Annotated in this window: 20 protein-coding genes; 8 read left to right on the top strand and 12 right to left on the bottom strand. The window is 59.4% G+C overall.

From position 1 onward, the window contains the following. Window positions 1-98 precede the first annotated feature (98 nt). Both NMA52_RS00925 and NMA52_RS00920 read left to right on the top strand, forming a co-directional pair. On the top strand, window positions 99-968 hold the full coding sequence (locus NMA52_RS00925; RefSeq protein ID WP_254825749.1) for a hydroxypyruvate isomerase family protein: 870 nt from the start codon (window positions 99-101) through the stop codon (window positions 966-968). Next, window positions 965-1,543: a hypothetical protein gene (locus NMA52_RS00920; protein WP_254825748.1), complete on the top strand. Its 579-nt coding sequence runs from the start codon at window positions 965-967 to the stop codon at window positions 1,541-1,543. The genes NMA52_RS00925 and NMA52_RS00920 overlap by 4 nt, the downstream gene beginning before the upstream one ends. Here the strand turns inward: NMA52_RS00920 and NMA52_RS00915 are convergent. Continuing rightward, window positions 1,489-4,359: a CHAT domain-containing protein gene (locus NMA52_RS00915; RefSeq protein WP_254825747.1), complete on the bottom strand. Its 2,871-nt coding sequence runs from the start codon at window positions 4,357-4,359 to the stop codon at window positions 1,489-1,491. The genes NMA52_RS00920 and NMA52_RS00915 overlap by 55 nt on opposite strands. A 104-nt stretch (window positions 4,360-4,463) precedes the next feature. Between NMA52_RS00915 and NMA52_RS00910 the strand changes: the two genes are divergently transcribed. From NMA52_RS00910 to NMA52_RS00900, 3 genes are all read left to right on the top strand, one after another. Further along, on the top strand, window positions 4,464-5,282 hold the full coding sequence (locus NMA52_RS00910) for a 2,3,4,5-tetrahydropyridine-2,6-dicarboxylate N-succinyltransferase (RefSeq protein ID WP_254825746.1): 819 nt from the start codon (window positions 4,464-4,466) through the stop codon (window positions 5,280-5,282). Window positions 5,283-5,606: 324 nt separating this feature from the next. Further along, window positions 5,607-6,743 (top strand): DNA replication/repair protein RecF, encoded by a 1,137-nt coding sequence (locus tag NMA52_RS00905; protein ID WP_254825745.1) that lies wholly within the window; start codon window positions 5,607-5,609, stop codon window positions 6,741-6,743. Window positions 6,744-6,748: 5 nt separating this feature from the next. Then, window positions 6,749-7,054: a DUF721 domain-containing protein gene (locus NMA52_RS00900; protein WP_254825744.1), complete on the top strand. Its 306-nt coding sequence runs from the start codon at window positions 6,749-6,751 to the stop codon at window positions 7,052-7,054. 130 nt (window positions 7,055-7,184) lie between these two features. On the opposite strand, the gene nth is transcribed toward NMA52_RS00900, so the two are convergent. Further along, window positions 7,185-7,838, bottom strand: coding sequence for an endonuclease III (gene nth / locus NMA52_RS00895; protein ID WP_254825743.1), 654 nt, complete (start codon window positions 7,836-7,838; stop codon window positions 7,185-7,187). Window positions 7,839-8,211: 373 nt separating this feature from the next. Here nth and NMA52_RS00890 point away from each other — a divergent pair, with 373 nt between their 5' ends. Next, window positions 8,212-8,688 (top strand): single-stranded DNA-binding protein, encoded by a 477-nt coding sequence (locus tag NMA52_RS00890; protein WP_254825742.1) that lies wholly within the window; start codon window positions 8,212-8,214, stop codon window positions 8,686-8,688. Window positions 8,689-8,884: 196 nt separating this feature from the next. On the opposite strand, the gene nadC is transcribed toward NMA52_RS00890, so the two are convergent. Continuing rightward, window positions 8,885-9,751, bottom strand: a complete 867-nt coding sequence (nadC, locus tag NMA52_RS00885; protein WP_254825741.1) for a carboxylating nicotinate-nucleotide diphosphorylase — start codon at window positions 9,749-9,751, stop codon at window positions 8,885-8,887. A gap of 100 nt (window positions 9,752-9,851) precedes the next feature. Between nadC and NMA52_RS00880 the strand changes: the two genes are divergently transcribed. Next, window positions 9,852-10,469, top strand: a complete 618-nt coding sequence (locus NMA52_RS00880; RefSeq protein WP_254825740.1) for a hypothetical protein — start codon at window positions 9,852-9,854, stop codon at window positions 10,467-10,469. A 4-nt stretch (window positions 10,470-10,473) separates the two neighbouring features. Here NMA52_RS00880 and NMA52_RS00875 read toward each other — a convergent pair whose 3' ends face one another. The 5 genes from NMA52_RS00875 to mqnC all read right to left on the bottom strand — a co-directional run bounded on the left by NMA52_RS00875 (window position 10,474) and on the right by mqnC (window position 16,894). After that, window positions 10,474-11,184 carry an SCO family protein gene (locus NMA52_RS00875; protein ID WP_254825739.1) on the bottom strand — a complete coding sequence of 237 codons (711 nt, stop codon included), beginning with the start codon at window positions 11,182-11,184 and terminating at the stop codon, window positions 10,474-10,476. A 38-nt stretch (window positions 11,185-11,222) separates the two neighbouring features. Beyond that, window positions 11,223-12,185 carry a glycosyltransferase family 8 protein gene (locus NMA52_RS00870; RefSeq protein WP_254825738.1) on the bottom strand — a complete coding sequence of 321 codons (963 nt, stop codon included), beginning with the start codon at window positions 12,183-12,185 and terminating at the stop codon, window positions 11,223-11,225. Window positions 12,186-12,350: 165 nt separating this feature from the next. After that, complete coding sequence (locus NMA52_RS00865) at window positions 12,351-14,897, bottom strand: thioredoxin family protein (protein WP_254825737.1); 2,547 nt, start codon at window positions 14,895-14,897, stop codon at window positions 12,351-12,353. Between the two features lie 126 nt (window positions 14,898-15,023). Next, window positions 15,024-15,734: an SAM-dependent methyltransferase gene (locus tag NMA52_RS00860; protein ID WP_254825736.1), complete on the bottom strand. Its 711-nt coding sequence runs from the start codon at window positions 15,732-15,734 to the stop codon at window positions 15,024-15,026. Between the two features lie 17 nt (window positions 15,735-15,751). After that, window positions 15,752-16,894, bottom strand: a complete 1,143-nt coding sequence (gene mqnC / locus NMA52_RS00855; RefSeq protein ID WP_254825735.1) for a cyclic dehypoxanthinyl futalosine synthase — start codon at window positions 16,892-16,894, stop codon at window positions 15,752-15,754. A gap of 139 nt (window positions 16,895-17,033) precedes the next feature. Between mqnC and NMA52_RS00850 the strand changes: the two genes are divergently transcribed. After that, a complete protein-coding gene (locus tag NMA52_RS00850; protein ID WP_254825734.1) occupies window positions 17,034-18,815 on the top strand; it encodes an alkaline phosphatase in 1,782 nt (593 codons plus the stop codon). Between the two features lie 231 nt (window positions 18,816-19,046). On the opposite strand, the gene NMA52_RS00845 is transcribed toward NMA52_RS00850, so the two are convergent. The 4 genes from NMA52_RS00845 to NMA52_RS00830 form a co-directional block, all read right to left on the bottom strand. Beyond that, complete coding sequence (locus NMA52_RS00845) at window positions 19,047-19,772, bottom strand: rhomboid family intramembrane serine protease (protein ID WP_254825733.1); 726 nt, start codon at window positions 19,770-19,772, stop codon at window positions 19,047-19,049. A gap of 10 nt (window positions 19,773-19,782) precedes the next feature. Then, window positions 19,783-20,175, bottom strand: a complete 393-nt coding sequence (gene rbfA / locus NMA52_RS00840; RefSeq protein ID WP_254825732.1) for a 30S ribosome-binding factor RbfA — start codon at window positions 20,173-20,175, stop codon at window positions 19,783-19,785. Window positions 20,176-20,262: 87 nt separating this feature from the next. After that, window positions 20,263-21,660 carry a c-type cytochrome gene (locus tag NMA52_RS19015; RefSeq protein WP_254825731.1) on the bottom strand — a complete coding sequence of 466 codons (1,398 nt, stop codon included), beginning with the start codon at window positions 21,658-21,660 and terminating at the stop codon, window positions 20,263-20,265. 76 nt (window positions 21,661-21,736) lie between these two features. Next, window positions 21,737-22,321: an energy transducer TonB gene (locus NMA52_RS00830; RefSeq protein ID WP_254825730.1), complete on the bottom strand. Its 585-nt coding sequence runs from the start codon at window positions 22,319-22,321 to the stop codon at window positions 21,737-21,739. Window positions 22,322-22,350: the final 29 nt, after the last annotated feature.

The following is a 22,350-nucleotide window of genomic DNA, read 5'->3' as shown; positions in this document are numbered from 1 at the left end:
CCCGCCCGCATTTATCGGCATTTTCGCTTCCCCCCTGCTTCGCCCACCGTAGAATATTGCCTTATCTTGTCGGTTCACTATCATGCAATCCACCAACGATGAATCGCCGTAAAGTCCTTAAAAATACCGCCCTCGGTCTGGGTACTCTTGCCATGGGACGGGCCATTGCCGCCACCGATGCCGCAACCCGTACCGCTACCTCCGGCACCGCTACGACCAACCACAGTGCCTGCTTTTGGTGCTACAACGGTATGACCCTCGAGGAACTCTGCGAGCGGGGCGGCGACGTCGGCCTGAAGAGCATCGAGCTCACGACCGTCGACCAGTGGCCCACCCTGAAGAAGTACGGCATGACCTGCGCCATGGGCACGATATCCGATTTCAGCATCGATCAGGGTTGGAACAATCCGGCCAACCACGAAAAACTACGGGCCAACTATACCCAGGCTATTCGCGATGCCGCCGACCACGGTATTCCCAGCGTCATCGTCATGAGCGGCAACCGCCGGGGGATGAGTGACTACGACGGCATGATCAATTGCGCCGTAGGCCTCAAGCCCATGGTCAAACTCGCCGAGGAAGCCGGCGTAACCCTCCAGATGGAGTTGCTCAACAGTAAGGTCAACCACCCCGATTACATGTGTGACCGCACCCAGTGGGGAGCCGCCCTGGCCGAAATGATCGGATCCGACCGCTTTAAGCTCCTCTACGATATTTACCACATGCAGATCATGGAGGGCGACATCATCGCGACCATCAATAAGTATCACCCCTACATCGGTCATTACCACACGGGGGGCGTACCGGGCCGCCACGAGATCAACGACAGCCAGGAACTCAATTACCCGGCCATCATCCGCGCGATCCACGAGACGGGCTTTACGGGCTACGTTGCCCAGGAATTCCTTCCCACTTACGACGATAAGATCAAGTCCCTGGAGGAGGGACTGCGCATCTGCGAGGTATGAAAACACCGCCGTACCAACTGATCGCCAACGTAGGCAGTATCCTGCTGGTATTGTTCGTCATCGCCGCCTATCGCTTCCTACCCGGTCGTATGCCGGAATGGGCCTTCTCCGTGGCCTGGCTGGTGGCCGGTCTCGTTACCGCCAGCCTGGTCACGGAACTATGGTTGCTTTTTCGGGATTACCGCGCCGGGGTCCTTTTCCCCATGCGCAACGCCTCCCTCTTCATCCTGCTCTTCAGCATTATCGGCATACCGGCTTACCTCGTGTACGCCGCGATCGCCGGGGAAGACCTCGGGCCTTCCACCCTGTTGCTTTTACCGGTATTTCTCTCCTTCGCGGTCCGCAACCTGTTTCGGGTCAGGCTCGACAATCTCACCTTCCGGGCCAAAACGGGGTTCCGCTCTCCGGTCGAGGTGCCTCTCTTCGGTATCACCGGAGTGGAGCAGGACGATCGCTCCATCACCGTCCGTTCCGAGCACCAACGCCCCGTCAAACTGCTGCGCGCCTTTTTCTTCCCCGGTCACTGGAAACGACTGTCGGCCAAACTCTCCGGACTCTCGCGACGCCCGGAGTAGCGATACTTCAACACGTAGTAAAGCAGCAGACCGACGATAGGGACTATACCCGCTACGAGCCAGCCCCACCCCCCGAAGGCCCACTGCCCGAGCCCACGGTCGTTCAGCTCGATCGGTCCCGGAGCGCCGTATAGTACCACCCCGGACCAGTAGTAGGGGTGGGCGTAGTCGCGCGACGAGCGGTGATCCGACTGCGCACGGTTCAGGGCCGTTGCCCGTCCCTCTCCCGCTACTAAGCGACGGTAAAAATCCACGATCAGCCCCTTCGTCGCCCGGTCGTCAACTTCCCAGAGCGTCGTCAGGGTACTACGCGACCCGGCGCTGGCCAGGGCACTGGCAAAACTCATGGTCGTCTCCCCGGCCGCCAGTTCCCCGAGCGAGGTTTCACAGGCCGACAGCACCGTCAGTTCGTTGTTCAGCGGCAGGTTGCGCAGGTCGTTAAAGTAGAGCATTTCGGAGCGGTCGAGGCTATCCCCCAGCTGGCTGAAGGCCACGAAACTCAGATTGGAATTTCCCGGGTGGACACTGCCGTGGCTCGACAAGTGCAGTATTCGGGCACGACCCAGCGACGTCATAAAATTGCTACGATTCGCTTCCCGGCCGTAAAAGATAGTCGCCGCGGGCAGCAGTCCGGCAATCTGGCTCACCTCGTGTGCATTATTCGCCAGTGGTTGCAGGCCCGTCTCTGCCCGGAACGTCGGCGCGAAAGCGAGCAAATCCTCCTGATATGTTGCGGGAGAACGCTTTCCCACCTGTAGCATGAATCCGGCACTGTACGCGTAGTGCACCTCGGTAATCCTCTGCAGATAATCCACGACGTGATAGTCGAGGGGAAGCGGTTGCGCCCGCAACGGCAGGGCCGCGAAAGGCAGGTAGTTCAATCCCCCGTCCGGCACGATGCACAGGCGGGGCCGCAGGTGCAATGATTGTCTGACGGAAAGCGGAATCAACTGGTTGGTAAGCTCCAGCCCCTGCACCAAAAATTGCCGATCCAGTTCCAACTGAGTGGGGGGTGGCCGCAGACTCTTCCGGCGGTACTCCCCCTCCTCGATACTTTGTCGCCACCGGGCGATGCGATCGTTCAGCGCGTCGCCATCCGCGATGGGATGGACGGAAAGCTGCCCGGACGGCGTGAGCACGAACAGTAAGTTAATGGAGGACCCCAGGTAGTATTCCAGCAACGTGCAGTCGTTGTTTCGGATGTGGTCGGTCAGGGCCTTCCGGTCAAGGGCGAATCGGTACAATTCCGAAGACTGTCGGTTGTCCCGTAGCCGGTCCAGCTTTATGCGGGCCTGGGCAAGCGCGATCCGCTGTTGCGGTCGGTTGTCCGTAGACGCCCGTTCCAGTTCGGCAACGTGCTGACTGAGCCGCCGTTCCTCCTCACTGGGGTCCGCGTGGGCGCGCAGATTGGCGAGCAGACTGTAGGCCCGCGCCCGTTCACTCAGGGCGAATGCCTCCCACAAGTGCATGGTGTCTCCCGTCTCTCGGTAACTGTCGAAGTGCAGTGCCACGGCGCGGTCGAAGAACGGCCGCAGGTTTTTGCTCAGGTAGCTCCGGCTTTCAAAGTCATTGACTTGAGCCCTAAGTTGATCCTGCAGGGAGAGGGCCGTCGCATAGTCCCGAATCGCGTCACTCCGTTCTCCGAGATCGGCAAGGATCTCCGCGCGTGCGGACAGTAGATCGATCATGGGAACGACATCACCCGGGTGGGCGGCGGCCCACTGCGTAATCGAGTCGCCGGGCATATCGCCCAGGTATTTCAGTTTTTCGTTGACCAGGGTGAGCGCGCGGTCAGAGCGTCCCATGGCGTGGAGCGCGCGGGGAAATTTATCCACGATCGCGTACTCTCTGAGCATACCGTATTGCGCAAACACTTCCTTAGCCCGGGTATCGTAGAGGTTCCCCTGTTTCGCATCTCCCCGGCCGCCGTAGTACTCGGCGAGATTGAGGTAGAGGTAACCGAGTACGTGGGAATCGGGGTCACCGACCAGCAGGGTTTCCATCCCCCGCAAAAGATTAGTGTAGCTTTCTTCTTCCTTTCCGAGTTCCCGTTGCACAACGGCCAATTGATTGTATGCACTGGCGGTGTTGACGGCCAGGTTACTCCCGGTACGGGCAACGTACGTCAGGGCGCGTTGCGCATTGGCGGCGGCTTGCGGCAACTTGTCGAGCCGTAGCTGTACGATGGAAGCGTTGTAGCAGGTATAGAAAGCATCGCCGGGGGCGAGGTGCGGCATTTCGTCCAGTAAGGTGAGGGCACGGTAACTGGCACTCAGACCGAGTTGGTAGTTACGGGATTCCACGGCCACGCTGCTCAGGGTATTCAAGCTGCGGAGCCAGTTCAGGCTATCAACCCGGTCGACCGCTCCGTAAATGGCTACGGCTTCACGGATGACATCCAGTGCTTCGTCGAGCTTTCCCAGGTATAGCAGGGGGTCGGCTAGTCCGCCGCGGGAGTGTGCACGATCGTTGTGGGGGCCCTTGTAGTAACGGTCGCGCACGGTAATGGCCTCCCGGAACCAGTGTGCGGCGAGCGAGTCGTTCGCCTCGTTGAAGGCCACCACGCCGAGCTTATGCAGCGCCAGGCCGGAAAGACTGTCCTCCCATATCGTATCCGCCTCGCCGAAGGCCACGCAGATCAGTAGTTCCCGGGCCGGTGCGTGCTCACCAGCTTCCAGATACGCCAGTCCCCGCACCAGCATTTCCTCCCGCGTATTCGGCGCCGGAACCGGTTCGGTCGTCTCCTGGGCGGGCAAGCATAGCGGCAGGACGCTTGCCAGAAGGCCGACGAGTAACATACGGTAGGCGGTCGCCATAGTCTGGGTTCGGATAGAGTGTACCCTGAATATAAGGCTCCGCGCTGATTCCAGCCCATTGTCCGGACTTTCCGCATCTTTGCCCGCTTACCAGCTATACCAAGATGCAAGACCTTCGTCAAACCATAGAATCCGCCTGGGACAACCGCGCGCTCCTCCAGGAAACCGCTACCCGGGAAGCCATCAATGCCGTCATCGAGGAACTCGACAAGGGCCGCCTGCGCGTAGCCGAACCGGGTCAGGACGGTGACTGGGTCGTCAATGACTGGGTGAAGAAGGCAGTCGTGCTCTACTTTCCGATCCGGAACATGGAAACGGTGGAGGTAGGCCCCTTTGAGTTTCACGACAAAATGGAACTCAAGCGCGATTACGCGAGCCAGGGGGTGCGCGTCGTACCCCACGCCGTAGCCCGCTACGGAGCCTACCTCGAAAGCGGCGTCATCATGATGCCCAGCTACGTCAACATCGGCGCCTGGGTGGGCAGCGGCACCATGGTCGATACCTGGGCCACGGTCGGCAGCTGCGGACAGATCGGACGCAACGTCCACCTCAGCGGCGGGGTAGGCATCGGGGGTGTCCTCGAACCCCTACAGGCTACTCCCACCATTATCGAGGACGACTGCTTCATCGGCTCGCGGTCGATTGTCGTGGAGGGCGTTCGGGTACGGAAGGAAGCCGTACTGGGCGCAAACGTCGTGCTGACCCAAAGCACCCGCATCATCGACGTTACCGGTCCGGAACCCGTCACTCACCGGGGCGTGGTGCCCGAGCGTTCCGTAGTCATTCCCGGAAGTTATACGAAGTCGTTTCCCGCCGGCGACTATCAGGTGAGCTGCGCGCTGATCATCGGGAAGCGGAAGGAAAGTACGGATAAGAAAACCAGTCTGAATGCCGCTTTGCGGGAGCATGACGTAGCGGTGTAAAATTTAAAATTGACTGTCTAAAATTTCCGCCTTTGCTTGCTGCTGATATTCTTTACCCGGATCGGCCGTGCCTCAGCTAAATTTCTTCGTGGATTAGTGGCTTGCTATTTCAGTATATGTCTCTGCACCCGCGGCCCCGCCCAAGTGTTGCGTCTGTGCCGTGCGGAGCAAAATTTGAAATCGGCCATTTGACGTATAGAATTTACTCCTAGCTTGCTTTTCCGTGTCCGCCCTTGCACCCGCGGCCCCGCCCAAGTGTTGCGTCTGAACCGTGTGGAGCAAAATGGTACATTGTACATCGCATACTGTAAATCGTCCTTCTCCTTGTACCTTTCTCACCTTCGGCTCACCCAGTTCAAGAATTACGCTCAGCAGCGCCTGAGCTTTTCGCCGCGGCTGAACTGCTTCGTGGGTTTCAACGGGGCGGGTAAGACGAATCTGCTGGAGGCGATCTACTACCTCTGCATGAGTAAGGGCTACGGAAACAGCGTGGACCAGTACAACATTCGTCACGGGGATCGAGTGGCCCGGATCGACGGAACCTTCACCCTCGATGACGAACGCGAGGACCGCATCGTAGTCAAGCTCCGCAAGCGCCAGCGCAAGGTGATCGAGCGCAACGGTACCGCCTACGACCGTATCAGCGAGCACGTAGGCCGCTACCCGGTGGTAATCGTGACCCCCGACGACATCAATCTGGTCCTGGAGGGAAGTGCCACCCGCCGCAAACTACTCGACAACAGCCTCAGCCAGACCGATCCGCAGTACCTCAATCACCTCATTGCCTACAACCGGCTGCTGGACAATCGCAACGCCCGCCTGAAGGAACTCGAAGGACACCACGATCACACGGGGCTACTCAGCGTGTACGACGCCCAGATGAAGGCCCCGGCCGAATACATACACCAAAAACGCCAGGCGTTCGTAGACCCCTTTACGGACTTGCTTACCCAGGCGTACGCCGCCATCAGTGGCCAACGGGAGGAAGTGGGGTTGGAGTACAAATCGCATCTCACGGGCACCGACTGGGAGTCTCTCCTGAGCGAACGCGCGGAAAAGGACCGCATCCTGCAACGGACCTCCGGTGGCGTTCACCGGGACGAACTCGTATTTACCCAGAACGAGCACCCGCTAAGACGCGTCGCCAGTCAGGGCCAACTCAAATCGTTCGTACTCTCCCTGAAGCTCGCCCAGTATCGCTTGCTGGAAGCCAGTACCAACCGCACGCCCATCCTCCTGCTCGACGATATCTTCGATAAACTCGACCGGGAGAGGGTAAAGCAACTCCTCGATCTTGTCATGAGCTCGGCCTTCGGTCAACTTTTCATTACGGACACCGATCCGGAGCGCATCACCTCCCTCATCAGTCATAATCCGAACGTCGACTGGGAGCGATTTCTCGTCGTCGACGGCGTAGCACGCAACGAAGCCGAGTGGAAACGGTTCTTAGAGGAAGAATAATCGCCATGTACAAAACGCCGCCGAAAAAGCCCGAACCCCAGGAGTTGAAGGTCGCGTTCATGCGTCTCCTCCGCAACAGTCACAACGAAGCCGGCTACTTCAAGGCCCGCACTAAGATGGTGTGGGAAAAATTCTTCGGCAAGCACGTTGCCCAGCATACCCGCGACTTTCTGGTCCGTAACCGTAAACTGTACGTCTACGTCAACAACGCGCCGCTCCGCAATCAACTGACCATGGTCAGGGAAGGCATCCGCACTCGGCTGAATGAAGAGTTTGGGGAGGAATATTTGGTGGAGGTGGTGGTTAAGTGAAATGGTAATGTGGTACGATAGTAGTATGGTACGATAGTAGTGTGGTACGATAGTAGTATGGTATGATAGTCGTGTAGTACGATAGTAGTGTGGTATTTGTAATTGATACCACATTACTATTCGTACCACGCTACCACTTTACCCCCACCCTCGCACAGTCATCAACCACCGGGCAGCTGTGACACTTAGGGCGCGTACCGGTGCAGACGTGTTTTCCGAAGGGGACCAGGACGCGGTTGATCTCGATCCAGAGGTCGCGCGGGAGTTTATTTGTGAGGGCATTGCGGGTCTGGTCGGGCGTTTTCGTGGCTACGTAGCCCCAGCGATTCGTAATGCGGTGCACGTGAATATCGACGGCGATGATGGGATGATTTAGCGCGACACCCAGAGCCAGGCTCGCCACTTTCGGCCCCACGCCCCGGAAGGCGGTGAGCTGGTCGAAATCCGCCGGCGTCTCACCTCCGTAATCCGCCACGATGCGGTGGCTGAGCGCCAGTATGTTGTCCGCCTTGTCGCCCGGAAAGGTTGCTTTACTGATGGCATCGATGAGCGTCTCGCGATCTAGTCGGATCATTTCCTCGGGCGTACGTGCCAGCGCGAATAATCTGCGACTGACTTCCGTGCTCGTCTCGTCGTACGTCCGTACGCTGATGATGCTGCTGATCAGTTGTTCGTACAGAGTATCGTACCCTTCGTCGCGTAAACCGAACATCGCGGCGGGCGGTTTTGCGGCGACGGCCGCGGCGCAGCGAGCCAGTACGGAGTGAATAGGGAAGTCAGTCATGTAATCCAAACCGTGAGGCACCGTGAATTTGTTTGGGTGAACGCCGCACACCGTGCTTCCTGCCCTGGTCGCCATAAAATAAAGTAAAAAAAGTGCGACAGCTCCCATCCCACCAAAATCCACATAAGTAACTGATTAATAGCGATATATGCTACATATTCATCGTTAGTAAACGTTTACATTCGTTTATATACGCAAGCATACGTCTAAATGACGACTATTGGATTGGGCCGCCCTCACCTTTGCATCGTCACCGATTGAAAGCAATGTGTACTGCTTCACCGAGCGATCAGGCGGCGGCAATTACTTCACCAATGCTCGTGTCCGATATTAATGCGACAAGGGGCACGAGCCATTACCAATCCTTTTTATCATGAATGTACGTAATAGTGTAACCCTCATCGGCAACGTCGGTCAGCTTCCCATCTGCAAGACGCTTCCCAGCGGCAGTCGGGTAATCGAGTTCAGCCTGGCCACCAACGACACCTACCGCAACCGCGAGGGGGAGAAGATCGACCGCACCGAATGGCACCGGGTCAAGGCCTTCGGAAAAGTGGTCGACGTCCTCGAGCGCTACCTCACGAAGGGCACCCAAATAGCCCTGACCGGCGCACTCCGCTACAACAAGTGGACCGACAAGCACGATCAACAGCGGACGACTGCGGAAATCATCCTGGAGGAGTTTTCATTCCTCGGATCCAAGGAGCGGAATTCCACCGAAATCGATGCCGAGCCCGAGTTTGCGGAAATGGCGGTAGCCGAGCCGGCACCGAAGAAAACCACGAAGCGCCGGACCGCGAAGAAGGCCGAACGGACCGCCGTCACTCCGGCCGAAGACTTGCCCTTCTGAACCCAGATCGGCATACTTCCCTTTTTCATCCTTTAACCGGGGACCGGAGGGAGGACATTTTTGCAACGTAGTGATGCCTGACCCCGGTCCGTCTACCGCTTAGACAAATCCAGGCGCGTTTTCTTCACCCACAGACGAGCAGCAGGTAAGGGTAGGACCGGCATTCCCCTTCTTCGGATGGGCGGATGCCGGTCTTTTACTTGATTACCTTAAGGCTCAGATCCAGGCTGACGGCCGAGTGGGTGAGGGCACCGACGGAGATGAAATCTACCCCCGTTTCCGCGACGGCACGAATGCTGTCCAGCGTAATGCCACCACTGGCTTCGGTTTCGTACCGCCGGTCGACGTGCGCCACGGCTTCCCGAAGCAGGGGAATTTCGAAGTTATCGAGCATGATCCGGTCGATTTGCCCGACCTCCAGCACTTCCATCAATTCGACCAGGTTACGCACCTCCACCGTGATGGGCAGTTGTACGGCATTTTCCCGGAAAAAGGTCTGTACGTCCTCGATGGCCTTCGTCAGGGAGCCCGCCGCGTCGACGTGGTTATCCTTGATCATTATCCGGTCGTACAGGCCGTCGCGGTAATTATGGGCGCCGCCCAGGCGCACCGCCCACTTTTCGAGAAACCTCAGGTTGGGCGTGGTTTTTCGGGTGTCAAGTACTTTCACCGGCAGATCTTCAACCTCGAAGGCGTAGCGGTTGGCCAGGGTGGCGATGCCGCTCATCCGCTGCATGGTATTGAGCACCAGTCGTTCGGCCTGGAGCAGAGCGCGCGTGTTGCACGTGACGAGGAAGGCTTCGTCGCCGACGTGCATCAGGTCGCCGTCTTCCATCAGCTGCTCGAACTCCATGGTGGGGTCGACCGCGTTGAAGATCATCTTGGCAACTTCCACGCCGGCCAGAATACCCACGTCCTTCACGAGCAACCGGGCCGTATCGCGTTTGGTCACCGGGATGGTAGCCTCGCTGGTGAAGTCGCCGGCACCGACGTCCTCGGCCAGCGCTTCGTTGATAAATTGTAGGATCCGTTGACGTAAGCTTTCGTCTATTTTGACCGACATATGTTTACTTTGGTGCGCTACCAGGCATCTGGCAGTCTATTCAGTTAGTTCCCTGGCGGCAAAGGTACGCCTTCCCGCTACCACCGGTAAATCGTACCCCGTGATCGAAGCTTATTTTTTCGATGTACAGGCTCAGTTGTCCAGTCCGCTCCTGGATTGGAAGAACATCAAGCGTGCCTACGCGGGTCGACCTTACCATAATCTGAGTCACCTCGATGAGATGCTTCTACACCGGAAACGGTACGAGGCCGCCGGCGGTCCGCCACCCGCCGATCCGCTTATTTTCGGCGTAGCGTTAATCTATCACGACATCGTCTATCAGCCCACGCGTAACGATAACGAGGCCCGCAGCGCCCAGTCGGCCGTTAAAATGCTCCGCCGGGATCCGGCCATCGACGCCGGCCGCACCGACCGCTGCCGCCAGCTCATTTTATCCACCAAAACACACCAGCCCTCCCCGGTCGACGACGGGGACGAAGCTCTCCTCATCGACCTCGATCTGGCGGTACTGGCCCGTACTCCGGATGCCTACGATCGGTACACCGCCGCGGTTCGCAAGGAATTCTGGATGATACCGGGCTTCGTTTACCGGACGGGGCGCAATAAAATCCTCACCACCTTTCTCGACCGGCCACACATTTATCATACCGCCTTCGGACGGCGGGAATACGAAGCACAGGCCCGGGAAAATCTCTGGCGCGAACTGCGCAATCTCTGATGAATTACCGCGCCTTCCGGTTCAGCAACAGGCGGGCATCCTCCATAAGGTGGTCTACTTCCTCCTCCACAAGTCCACTGGCGTAGGCCCGCACGAAACCCTCGCGGTCCACGAGCACCAGATAACCGCTGTGGTCGAATCCGCCGGGCGCGGCATCGTTCTCCATCGCCACGCTCAGGTAATCCTCGTCGAGATCGTAGATTTCGAATTTGTCCCCGTGGATGAACCGCCACCGGTCCATGTCCCGGATACCCAGCTTATTAGCATACTCCGTCATGCGCTCCGGCGTATCCCGTTTGGGGTCGACCGTGAAGGACACGAGCATAAAGTCGGGATCGTCGCTGAACTCCTCCTCCAGTCGCAGCATCTGACTGGCCACCTTCGGACAGATCGTCGGGCAGGAAGTGAAGAAGAAGTCCGCAACGTATACCTTCCCCCGCAGGTCGGCGCTGCCGAAGGAACGGTTCGCCTGATCGACGTACGCCCAATCCCGCACCGGCTCCGGAGAAACTACCCCGGTTTCCGGGTCGAAGGGATGATTGCCCGGGTAGCCGAGGCTATCGGTAAGGTAATAGCCCGTCTCTTCGTCTACGGGATGGTGCTGCAGGTAGGGTGGAGCGTGTTCGGGGTCAACGCCGTTGGCGTGATCATGACCGCAGGCCAAACATGCCGTTGCGATCAGACCGTAGAATAGTGCGTGAATAACCGGCTTCATGGCCTGAAGAACAGTCTATCGCCGATTGGGTTGGCCCCCTACCCGGAGTTTCGCCACCGTTGCAGGATGGTGCGGAGCAGACTACGTCGGATTTGCCAGCCCCGGCGCAGCCTGCCCAGGCCAAAGCGGTGAAATTCGTGTTCCCAGCTGAGGTCGCTGTGTGCCTTCCACGCGGCGTACCCACGGTGCAGTTGTCTGCCGCCGGGGTCCCAGGGCTTAGGGGAACCCAGAAAATGGAGGATGCCTCCCCGGAAGTGTTCGTCGTCGCCGCGGTTGGCCAGACTGGGCGTATTGTATTGCGGGGGTAGGCGGTGAAAATTCCCCCGGCATATGGCATTAAGCAGGGTCTGATCGCAACACGTCAGTTTTTCCGCCTGCGAGGAGGCGATCTCGCGCCAGCGGGCGTCGATATCGAGTTGTCGCCACCGCGAAAGATCAATCAGCAAGATCCCTGCATTGAAGTACGGCATATCCGCCTCGCAGCCGATACCCAACAGGCAGTCCTGATCCAGGGAATATGCGACGGTGGATCGCGTGATGGCCCCCAGAAGGTGGTCGCCGAGTTCCACGGCCTTCAGGGTCAAGACGTCACAGGATACGATCAGATCGCTGTCGAGGTACAGGACCCGGGAGGCATCGACGTAGTCCGGTATCAGGAGCCGGCCATAGGTTGTCAGATCACCCAGCAGGGCCGGTAAATGACGAAACGCGCGATCGGCATCGTAGTCAATCAGGCGTACGCCCCCACGATAGCCCAGGTTGTGCAGCGTCGTCCGGATCAGTTCCTTATGCCGTTCGTCCAGCCGGGAACACATGATGTGCATCATCAGCTGATCCGTGGCACTACAGTGGCGGATGAGTGAGGTCAGGGTCGCGCCGAAGCCGGCCATTCCACCACGGTTGATATTGAATACTATGTGAAATAAATCGTTCTGGGCCTGCCCGGTAACGGGCATACCTCGGGTATGGACGGCCGGGGCCGTCTGCGTAGAAAGCTTCAAAATGGGGTGTAATTAAAAGGTGTAGTTCAATAGTGTTACACCAAATATATTCCTACTCGCTATATATATGGATATAATGGAGCGTAATATTTCAAAATACACATATGTTATAACAAACTCATCTCCCGGCCGTCCTGTTTTACCCCGCTTACATCGCACCTATTATCACCGCGATAAGCGCTCGAAAGTCGACAGCCCGCAGCGTAGGAAGGTTTCGTAGTCCTCTACGTCGGGTGTATAGGCCACCGGCGGATTAAGCAATTGACCATCCGGAGAAACCAGTGCGTAGTACGGCTGGGTGGCGTGCTGGAATACCTGCTGTTGGAAATAATGCCACTTCTCCCCCACCTGGTCGATCTTCTGGGTGCGCCCCGATCCGTCCAGGCGGGCCACTTCCCGGTGTTCGGCCGGGGGCAGTTCCTTACGATCGTCGACGTAAAGGCTGATGAGTACGAAGTCTTCGGTCAGCAGTCGGTTGATTCGATCTTCGCTCCACACGTTCTCCTCCATTTTCCGGCAGTTCACGCAGGTATATCCGGTGAAATCAAGCATTACGGGTTTATTCACCTGCCGGGCGTAGGCCAGTCCGGCATCGAGGTCCTTGAAGCAGGTGATCCCCTGGGGGCAGTCGCAGGGATTGAGGTAGCTGTAGCATACCGGCGGCGCGATTCCGCTCAGCAAATTCAGGGAGCGGTAGCTTCCCGTTTCTTCGTTCGTCGTAAACCCGTACGCCAGGTAGGCCGTAAACACCACCCCCGCAACGGCAATGACCAGGGCTACCGGCCCCACCTTCCGCTTGCCACTGTCGTGGGGAAAGCTGATCCAACCGAAAAGGTAGGCCGCAATGCCGAGCGAGCACAACATCCACACCAGTAGGAAGGGCTCGATACGGAGGAGATTCCAGTCGCCCACCAGATCGGCGTTGCTCAGGAATTTGAAGGCCAGCGCGACCTCTACGAAGCCCAGCACGACCTTCACGCTATTCAGCCAGCCGCCGGATTTTGGCATACTGTTCAATACCCCGGGGAAGGCCGCAAACAGGGCGAAGGGCAGGCCGATCGCCACGCCGAAGCCCGCCATACCCGCCGTGAGGGGCCACGCGCCGTCACTGACCGCTTCGACCAGCAGGCTTCCCAGGATCGGTCCGGTGCAACTAAAACTCACCAGCGCCAGCGTCAGCGCCATGAAGAAGATACCGGTCACCCCCCCGGTCCCCTCGGCCTGACTGGCCCGATTGCTCCAACTCTGGGGCAGTACCAGCTCATAAAAGCCGAAGAAGCTACCGGCAAAGACGAGAAAGACCACGAAGAAGATCAGGTTCAGCCACACGTTGCTGGCGATGCTGTTCAGGATCGACGGATCGATGCCCGCCACCAGGTGAAAGGGAACACTTAGCAGCACGTAGATCAGAAAGATGAAGAAGCCGTAAAGCCCCGCCCGCCGAATGCCCTCGGCCCGGCTTCCCCCGCTCTTGGTGAAGAAGCTCACCGTCAACGGGATCATCGGGAAGATACAGGGCATGATGAGGGCAAAAAGCCCGCCCAGCAGGCCCAGTCCGAAAATGCCCCACAGGCTACGTCCCCGGGTGACGGCCTCTCCCGTACTGCAGGTTCCCGCCGGCTCGGTATTGAATATCAAATCGTCCGCCGGGGGGTCCTCGGTCGCGAATATGTCTCCCCCGAACGCTACATCCTCCGCCCCGTAGCCATCCAGGGTAACTCCTCCGGCCACCGGATCGAAGGTAAAGGGCAGGTCGCGGGGCGGCAGACACATTTCGTCGTTGCAGGTCTGAAAGGTCAGGTAGCCACTCAGGGTAGCCCCCTCCTCCAGTTGCACGACCTGGGAGTAGGTGACGCTGCCGCCGTCGATCTTGCTCACCACGGCCTCCCAGGTCGTATCGTACTTTTTCTTCAGGGTTGCCGACGTTTCGGTTACTTCCCCGAGGGGCGTTACGCCTTCGCCCTCCTCGATCACCAACTCGGTGGGAATGGGCCCGATCACGGGATCCACCGTAGTGCTGTACACCGTCCAGTCGTCGATCATGGTACCCGTCATCGACACGCGGTAGCGGCTTCCCTCCAGCGTTTCCACCGTAAGTGTCCAGCCGACCGGCTCTTCTTCCGTCGGGGGGGGCGTTGCGGCGCGGTAGGTCGCCAGCACCTCCTCCTGGGGTTGATCGACTACTTCCGCGGTGGGGGTGGCGGGTGCTACCTCTTTTTCCGGCGCCGTCGTCTCTCTGGGCGGGGCCACGGGAGCCGGCGGAGTCACGGAGAAAGCAAACTCCTCGGTCGTAGGCGGGAGGCACTGCTCGTCGTCGCAGCACATGAATTCCACTTCGCCGGTGATCGGGGTGGTGTAATCGGTGACCCGCACCGTCTGGGTAAATGTTACGGGCTGGTCGCTTAGGTACTTGATCACGTTCACGCCGAACAACTCGTCCATTCCTTCCTTGCGGTGCCCCTGCTCCTTCACTTCCCCGATGCGTTCGTAGTGGTCGCCCTCCGTCCAGTAAAAGGTGGTCGGCACGGGCCCACCGTCGTCCGTATGCTGACTGTAGATGGCCCAGCCGTCTTCCGCGCTTGCCGTAGCGATCAGTTCGAAACGGTCCTCTCCCAGGGCACGGTGCTCGAAATTCCAGGAGATCGGGCTGGCGAATTGGGCGAAGAGGGAAACGGAAAGCAGGCTGAACAGCAGGGTCAGGCGTAACGCCATGGGAAAACGATTTACCGTGGTAAGACGAAGGATGATGAAGATAACGCCGTGTCCGGCCGGGTAGTTATGTCGGGTTAGGGGTGGATGGCTTTGCTGCCTATAATCGGCGGTATTCCGACAGGACTTTTACACGGTAGCGAGGAGCAGGAACATGGCCGGCCGTTTCTGAATCTCCGCTCCCGCGCCCCCGCCCCACTCCGCGACGGGTGCCGTACGTACCCACTCCGTCTCCGTGGTCAGATCAACGGCAACGGAAAAGAGGGTGGTTGGCGTGAGCGCTTCCACCGCGACTTCCACGGTGGCCTGGTTGCGGTAGGGGGCTTCGATCCAGAGCTGGGTCTGCCGGTGGCGGCGGCTGTCGGCTTCCAGGCGGCGCAGGTCTTTGGCCAGTTGCGGGCGTTTGGGACTCAGGTAGCCGTGAAAAGTGAACGACTGACCGTTCAGCCCGGCCGCCATGAGGCTCAGCAAAATGGCCGACGGTCCGGACAGCGGCACCACGCGTACACCGGAGCGATGGGCTAGCAGGATCAGGCGGGCTCCCGGGTCCGCTACGCCCGGGGCGCCGGCATCGGACAGCAGACCCACATCCTGTCCTCCCAGCGCCGCTTCCAGAAAGGCCGGCAACTCGTCGTCGCGCGTCCGCTTGTTCAGTTCGTAATACGTGCATTCCTGCAGCCGATGGTCAAGCTCGACCTCCTTGAGGAAGGCGCGGGCGACCTTGCCGGTTTCGACCACGAAGTGTTTGATTCGCCGGGTAATTCTCAGCGTTCGTTCTGGAATGGTGTCGATGGCCCCCGGCCCGAGGGTGGAGGGAATGAGGTAAAGGGTACCGGTCATGCCCCAAAACTACGGTACTAGTCCACGATCAGCTCCGCCCGGTCCAGTTCCTGTTGCCGTATGTTGTCCGGCAGTTCCCGGTACTCGTACTGCTGGGTACGGAGCTGCGGCCGGAACCCGGCCTCCCGGATGGCTTCCTGGATTCCGTCGGCCGTAAACCGCCAGCGGGCTCCGGCGGCACTTACTACGTTTTCCTCGATCATTATGGACCCGAAATCGTTGGCGCCGGCGTGCAGACAAATTTGCGCTACCTGCTTACCCACCGTCAGCCAGCTCGCCTGAATATTGACCACGTTCGGCAACATGATGCGGCTGAGGGCGATCATACGGATGTACTCATCACCGGTCACCGTATTGCGGGCGCGTTTGATCTTTTTCAGAATAGTATCCTCGTCCTGGAACGGCCAGGGAATGAAGGCCAGGAACCCCTTGGCGTGGGCCGGCTTTTCGCTCTGTACCTGTCGCATACGTACGAGGTGATCCATGCGTTCCCAGTTCGTTTCGATGTGGCCGAACATCATCGTGGCAGAAGTCGTGATGTCGAGCTGGTGGGCGGCACGCATGACGTCGAGCCACTCCTCCCCGCCGCACTTCCCCTTGGAGATCAGGCGGCGTACCCGGTCGCTCAGGATTTCCGCGCCGGCGCCGGGCAGGCTATCGAGTCCGGCCTCCTTGAGCGCCTTGAGCACGTTGTAGTGGCTCATGCCCTCCAGCTTGGCTACGTGGGCGATCTCCGGCGGACCGAGGGCGTGTAATTTCAATCGGGGGTACAGCGACTTCAGTTCACTGAACAGGTCGCAGTAGAATTTCAATCCCAGATCGGGGTGGTGCCCGCCCTGCAGCAACAACTGCTCTCCTCCGAAGGCGAAGGTCTCCTCGATCTTTTGCTTGTACTCCTCGATGCTGGTGACGTAGGATTCCTCGTGGCCGGGCCGCCGGTAGAAATTGCAGAACTTGCAGTTGGCGATACAGACGTTGGTCGTATTGCTGTTGCGATCGATGATCCAGGTCACGGTCCGCTCCGGCACCGCCGCGAAGCGCAACTTATCGGCCACGTACATCAGTTCGGTGGTCGCGGCATTTTCCAGCAGCCACACGCCTTCCTCGGCGGTGAGCCATTCGCGGTTAAGGCCCTTTTCCAGCAGTTCGGCGGTATTCATACCGGGAAAACGGTCGAGGGGGAGCGTAGTTGTCGGGGGACTTTCATTTTTTAGTGAAAGTTCGGCTCCGCTCCCCGCAAGCGGTCGTGAACGGGGTGATCCGCAGACGCCCGTCACGAACTACCTTAGTGAAATACCGATGAGCTACATGATTACTCCTTACTCCTGGTGGCTGGCAGGCCTGATGCTCTTATCCGCCACGCCCCTGCTCGCCCAGCCGGAATACCGGGTCCACTCCCACAACGATTACCTCCAGGAGGTGCCCTTCTGGCTGGCGTATAGTGGTGGTGCCGCCTCGATCGAGGTGGATTTAGTGCTGCAAAATGATACGCTATACGTTGCCCACGCCCCGCAGGAGATCGATCCCACCGTCACCTTCTCCAACACCTACCTGGAAGAACTCGCCCGTCTGGCGGAGCGGGGGCAGCTACGCCCCGTCCGACTACTCATCGACCTCAAGACCGAAGCCTACGCTACCCTGGATCGCGTGGTCACCGCCATCACGAAGTACCCCCGGCTGACGCGGAACGATCGGGTCACCTTCATCATTTCCGGCAACCGCCCACCTCCGGAAGATTATCCCAATTATCCTGACTTCATCTCCTTCGACCACCAGAACCTGGACGATCTCGACCGCCTTGATTTTACGAAAGTGGCGATGATCAGTCAGAGCTTCCGCCGGTACTCCGTCTGGAACGGCTACGGCAGGATGACCGCCCGGGATCAGGTTCGGGTGGATTCGGTGATCCGACGGGCGCAAAGCACCGGTGTCCCCTTCCGCTTCTGGGCCACGCCCGACACCAGGACGGCCTGGGCGAGTTTTGCCCGTCTCGGCCTGGACTACATCAACACCGACCGGCCCACGGCGGCCCGGGCTTTTCTCGATCAGCTCCATCGAAATACGTACGTGGCGGATCGTCCCGTTACGCCTTATGTCCCCAGGTACGAGTTCGACGCTTCCGCATCCCCCCGCAACGTGATTCTGATGATCGGCGACGGCAACGGACTGGCGCAAATTTCGGCGGCACGAATGGCTAACGGGGGACAATTGTCGCTCACGAGTATCAACCACATCGGCCTGGTGAGCACCGCGGCGGCCGACGACCCCGTTACCGATTCCGCCGCGGCCGGCACCGCCATGGCTACCGGAGTGAAGACCAACAACCGGGCCATCGGCGTGGATACGGCCGGGCAACCGTTGCGGTCGATCGTCGAGTTACTCGGGGCTCACGATTACCGGACGGGCATCATCACCACCGATGGCATTGCCGGGGCCACTCCCGCCGCCTTTTATGCCCATACGCCGGAACGGGACGATTCCGGTAAGATTCTCGAAGACCTGGTCCGCAGCAACCTGTCCTTCTTCATCTCCGGCGGACAATCGCTCGAAAAAGCCGTTGCCACCCATTTTACGACTACCACCCTGGATCGGTTCGAAATCCTTGATCGCCCCCTGGCCGTCCTCAACGGCACCGACAAAATGCCGGCTGTGGCGCACGGTCGCGGAGCTTTCCTGCCCGAGAGTGTAGCGAAAGCATTATCCGTCCTGGGCAAGGACGAACGTCCTTTCTTCCTGCTGATCGAGGGCGCCCAGATCGATAATGGCGGCCACGCCAACGACATATCGACCATCATCACGGAGGTCTTGGATTTCGACCGGGCGGTCGGTGAGGCCCTGCGCTTTGCCGATGCCGACGGAGAAACCCTGGTCATCATTACCGCCGACCACGAAACCGGCGGACTGGGCATTGCCGGCGGCTCTACGGCGGGCGAAGTACGGGCGGACTTTCTCAGCGCCGATCACTCGGGAACGATGGTCCCCCTGTTCGCCTACGGGCCCGGCGCCCGGAATTTCACCGGCGTCTTCGAGAACACGGAAATCTTTCACCGCATAGTAACTGCCCTCGGAATCCCGAAGTAGGCGGAATGGCGGCGGCGCGCGGGAGCGAAGAATTGCTTGGAGAACCGTCCAACGGTCCCACCCCGTCCAACGGTCCTACACCGTCCACCGGTCCTACACCGTCCAACGGTCCCACCCCGTCCAACGGTCCCACCCCGTCCAACGGTCCCACCCCGTCCAACGGTCATACACCGTCCAACGGTCATACCCCGTCCAACGGTCCCACCCCGTCCAACGGTCCTACACCGGTGACTACCGCTCCAGGCGTTCCCGCTCGCTGAGTTCCTTCAGTTTTTCCCAGAAAGCCTCGTTCTTGCGTTCTTCCTTGGTCTTGGCGAAAGTGTCGTCGCGTAAGAAGGGTTCCTTCTTACGGTCTTCCCGCGTAGCCTTCTTCTGGCGGGCTTTGACCTCATGCTCTTCCAGTTCGGATCGGTAGACGTAGGCGCCAAAGATGCCCATCACTAAGCCGAGCAGGTGGCTTTCCCAACTGACGCCTTCCTGCCCGGGCAGGATGCCCACAATCATACCGCCGTAGTAGAACAGGACCAATAGCGAGACGGCCACGGCCCGGAAGTCACGCCGGAAGATGCCGCTGAAGGCCAGGAAAGCGGCGAGGGCATATACGACTCCGCTTGCTCCGATGTGGGTCACGGAGCGGCCCAGCACCCACACGAGTGCGCCCGTACCGATCCACAGCGAGGCCAGTACGCGGGGCCACAGGCGGGCGTAAAAAAAGACGAGCAGTCCCGTCAGGGAAACGAAGGGAACGCTGTTGCTCAGCAGGTGGCCCCAGCCGCCGTGGAAAAAGGGCGACAGTAGGATGCCGGGCACGCCGGCCAGTTCGCGGGTGTGCAAGCCGTAGTACGCGCTCAGCAGTCCTCCGGTAAGGTAGTAGTCGATGATGAACACGATCCACATCAGTGCCAGCAACCCGAGGGGCCACTTAATGACGTTCCCGATATGGCGTTTGCTCAGCATACTAGGGAAGTTACTCCTTCTTGGGGACCTCTTCGGTTTCGGGCATCTGGTCCTCGGCGTAGAGACGGTCGAATATCGTATCCACCTTATTCATTTCGTCGAGGGTCTCGTCCATGAAGTAGGAAAGCTCCGGAAGCCGGCGCAGGTGACGCTTTAGTCGGTGAGCCAGCGCGGTTTTGAGGCGGGTGTGCTCTTCGTCCATCTGGAGGATTACGGCCTGCTTATTGTCGGTATTCCAGATGCTGAGGTAGACCTTTCCGACGCTGAGATCGGGGCTCACCTGCACGTCCATGACCGTTACCAGGGGCTGAGCGCCGTAGATGTAGGAGCCTTCCTGCTGGAGAACGATACTGAAATTGCGCTTGATGAGCTCGGCAACCTGCCGCTGACGTTTAGATTCCATGGGGAAGGGGTTATGTGGTGATAAAGCAACGTGACCAACGGAAGGTAAGTTGCCTGCCCGGAACGCGCCCGTCGGCGCCGGGGGTAGCTATAGTGTTTTCAAATATTCCACGACCGCCCACCGCTGATCTTCGGTAAGCTTGTCGCCGAAGGTGTGTCCTCCGTTACCGTAGCCGGGTACCGTCGTATCGAAGGTCCACGGTTTGTTTCTCGGCTCCGGATCGTACAGCCATCCCAATTTACGGTGGTCGTAGGAGGTTGATTTTCCGTCGCGGGTCCACCGCTCCGGGCGCGCGGAAGAGTTGAGCAATTCGTATACGGTCGGCACGGAGCCGTTATGCAGGTAGGGTGCCGTGGCCCAGATGCCGTCCAGGGGCGGGGCCACGTACCCCGACGACGGCTCGAATCTCGATTGGGGCTCACTGGTTGCGAACCAGCTGCGGTTGTACCAATCCACAATGGCCGACTGCTGAATGTAGTCCGCGTACAGCCGGTCGGTCTTGACGACCTCCACGTTGATGATCTTATTAGGGTAGGTTTCCTCGGCGCCGTAGGTGCCGTGGCAGCCGGCACACTTATCGTTGAAGATCAGCTCTCCCTCGCGCGCCAGCGGCTCATCGATGGTTCCCGGATAGGTGGGTGGTTCGAGCTGGCTCAGGAATGCGTACACATCCCGGAACGCCTCCACCGATTTTCGGGTATGGCTGCTGTCCGGCACGCCCAGTACGCTGGCCTGCAGCAACAACTTAGGCATGCTTCCCCGGCCCGTGCCGGTGTAGTACAGCGCGTTCTTCTTTCCGACGTGCCACAGCGGGGGGGTGTCGGTACCGATGTTGTACTCCCACATTTCGTACAGAGGATCCGCTACGTGGGTAAGATCCTCGGGATCCCGGTGCATCATACACGCTTCGGCGAGGCGGAAAGCCGGATTGGCGCCGGGCTGATTGAGCTTCACCGTCGGTGCCATTTCCCGGAAGTAGCGACCGAAATCCACGAAGGCCTCTGTTTCGGGAGCGTCCTTTTTGTACTTCAGGGCCATCCCCATCCGCATGACGGCACCCATCGGGACCATACTCTTTTCCCACTCCGCGAAGCTGTTTCCAAGCCCCAGGACCAGCTGCCCGTCTACCTCACCGGCGTGGCAGGTGAAGCAGTTGCCGTTCACGGTTTCGGCGCCATTCGGCGCGACGAAGGCGGTCATGTAGTAAGGAATCCCCTCGTTGAGTGCATTGCGGGGGTACAGGCTGTCGAGATCCATTTTTGCCGCCTGCTTGCGCATAATTTCGATCGGAATGCCGCTGCCGATGTAGTCCCCGTGGATCAGGTAATCCAGCCCGGCGACGGGGTCGCCATCCGCGGGTTGGGGACTGGGGGGGACCACCTTCGACTTCCACGGGCCCTCCCCGGTGGATACCTCACCGAGGGGCAAATATTTATTACACGCCACCAGCAGGGCGAGCGCCAGAAAGACGAATAGTTTACGCACGAGGTTCTAAAGGGTAGGTCGTGTTCTATTAACAGCGATCCTGGTATTCAGTTGCGGGACTTAGGTGGCGGTCCGCTCACTTGCCGCATCCCGCCCCGTGGAAGCCGATCGGCACGGCCAGCTCCATGCTGAACGGTTCACCTTTGCGCTTCGCCGGTGACCATCGCACCCCGCGCTCCACCAGCAAATTGATCACCCGCAGGGCTTCGCGGCCGTTGCGCCGGTCTTCGCAACGCCGCAGCCGTACGTCCTCCATAATGCCGGTTGTCTTATTGATGCGAAAGGATACGACGACCAGCTCACGCTTCGATCCCGGCGGGTCCGTCCGGGTGTCCTCGATGAAGCGGGCGAAGCGGCGAATCCCGCACGTCACCCGCTCTTCGTAACGCGACTTTTCCTCACAACCGGGGTAGACGGGCAGGGCAAGTTTATCCTCCGGAGGCAGCCGGGGCCGCTGTACGAACGGCTCTGCGCAAGCGCGCCAACTTTCCCTAAAGTAGAGTTCCATACCCCGTTGCTCGTGGCGGTGCAGGATATCGTGCCGGAAGGTCCGTCGCGCCGCTTCCGGTGCTTCCCGGAAGCCCCAGGCCAGTAGCGAAAGGAGGATCGACAGGACGAGCCCGATCGAAAAATAGCGGGAGTTAAGGCCGAGAGAGGACATGCCGGAGGTGTTTCTCCTAAAAATAAGGA

The organism is Lewinella sp. JB7 (assembly GCF_024297185.1).
In the GTDB taxonomy this organism is placed as follows: Bacteria; Bacteroidota; Bacteroidia; order Chitinophagales; family Saprospiraceae; genus Neolewinella.
This window is presented reverse-complemented; position numbering and strand designations above follow the sequence as displayed.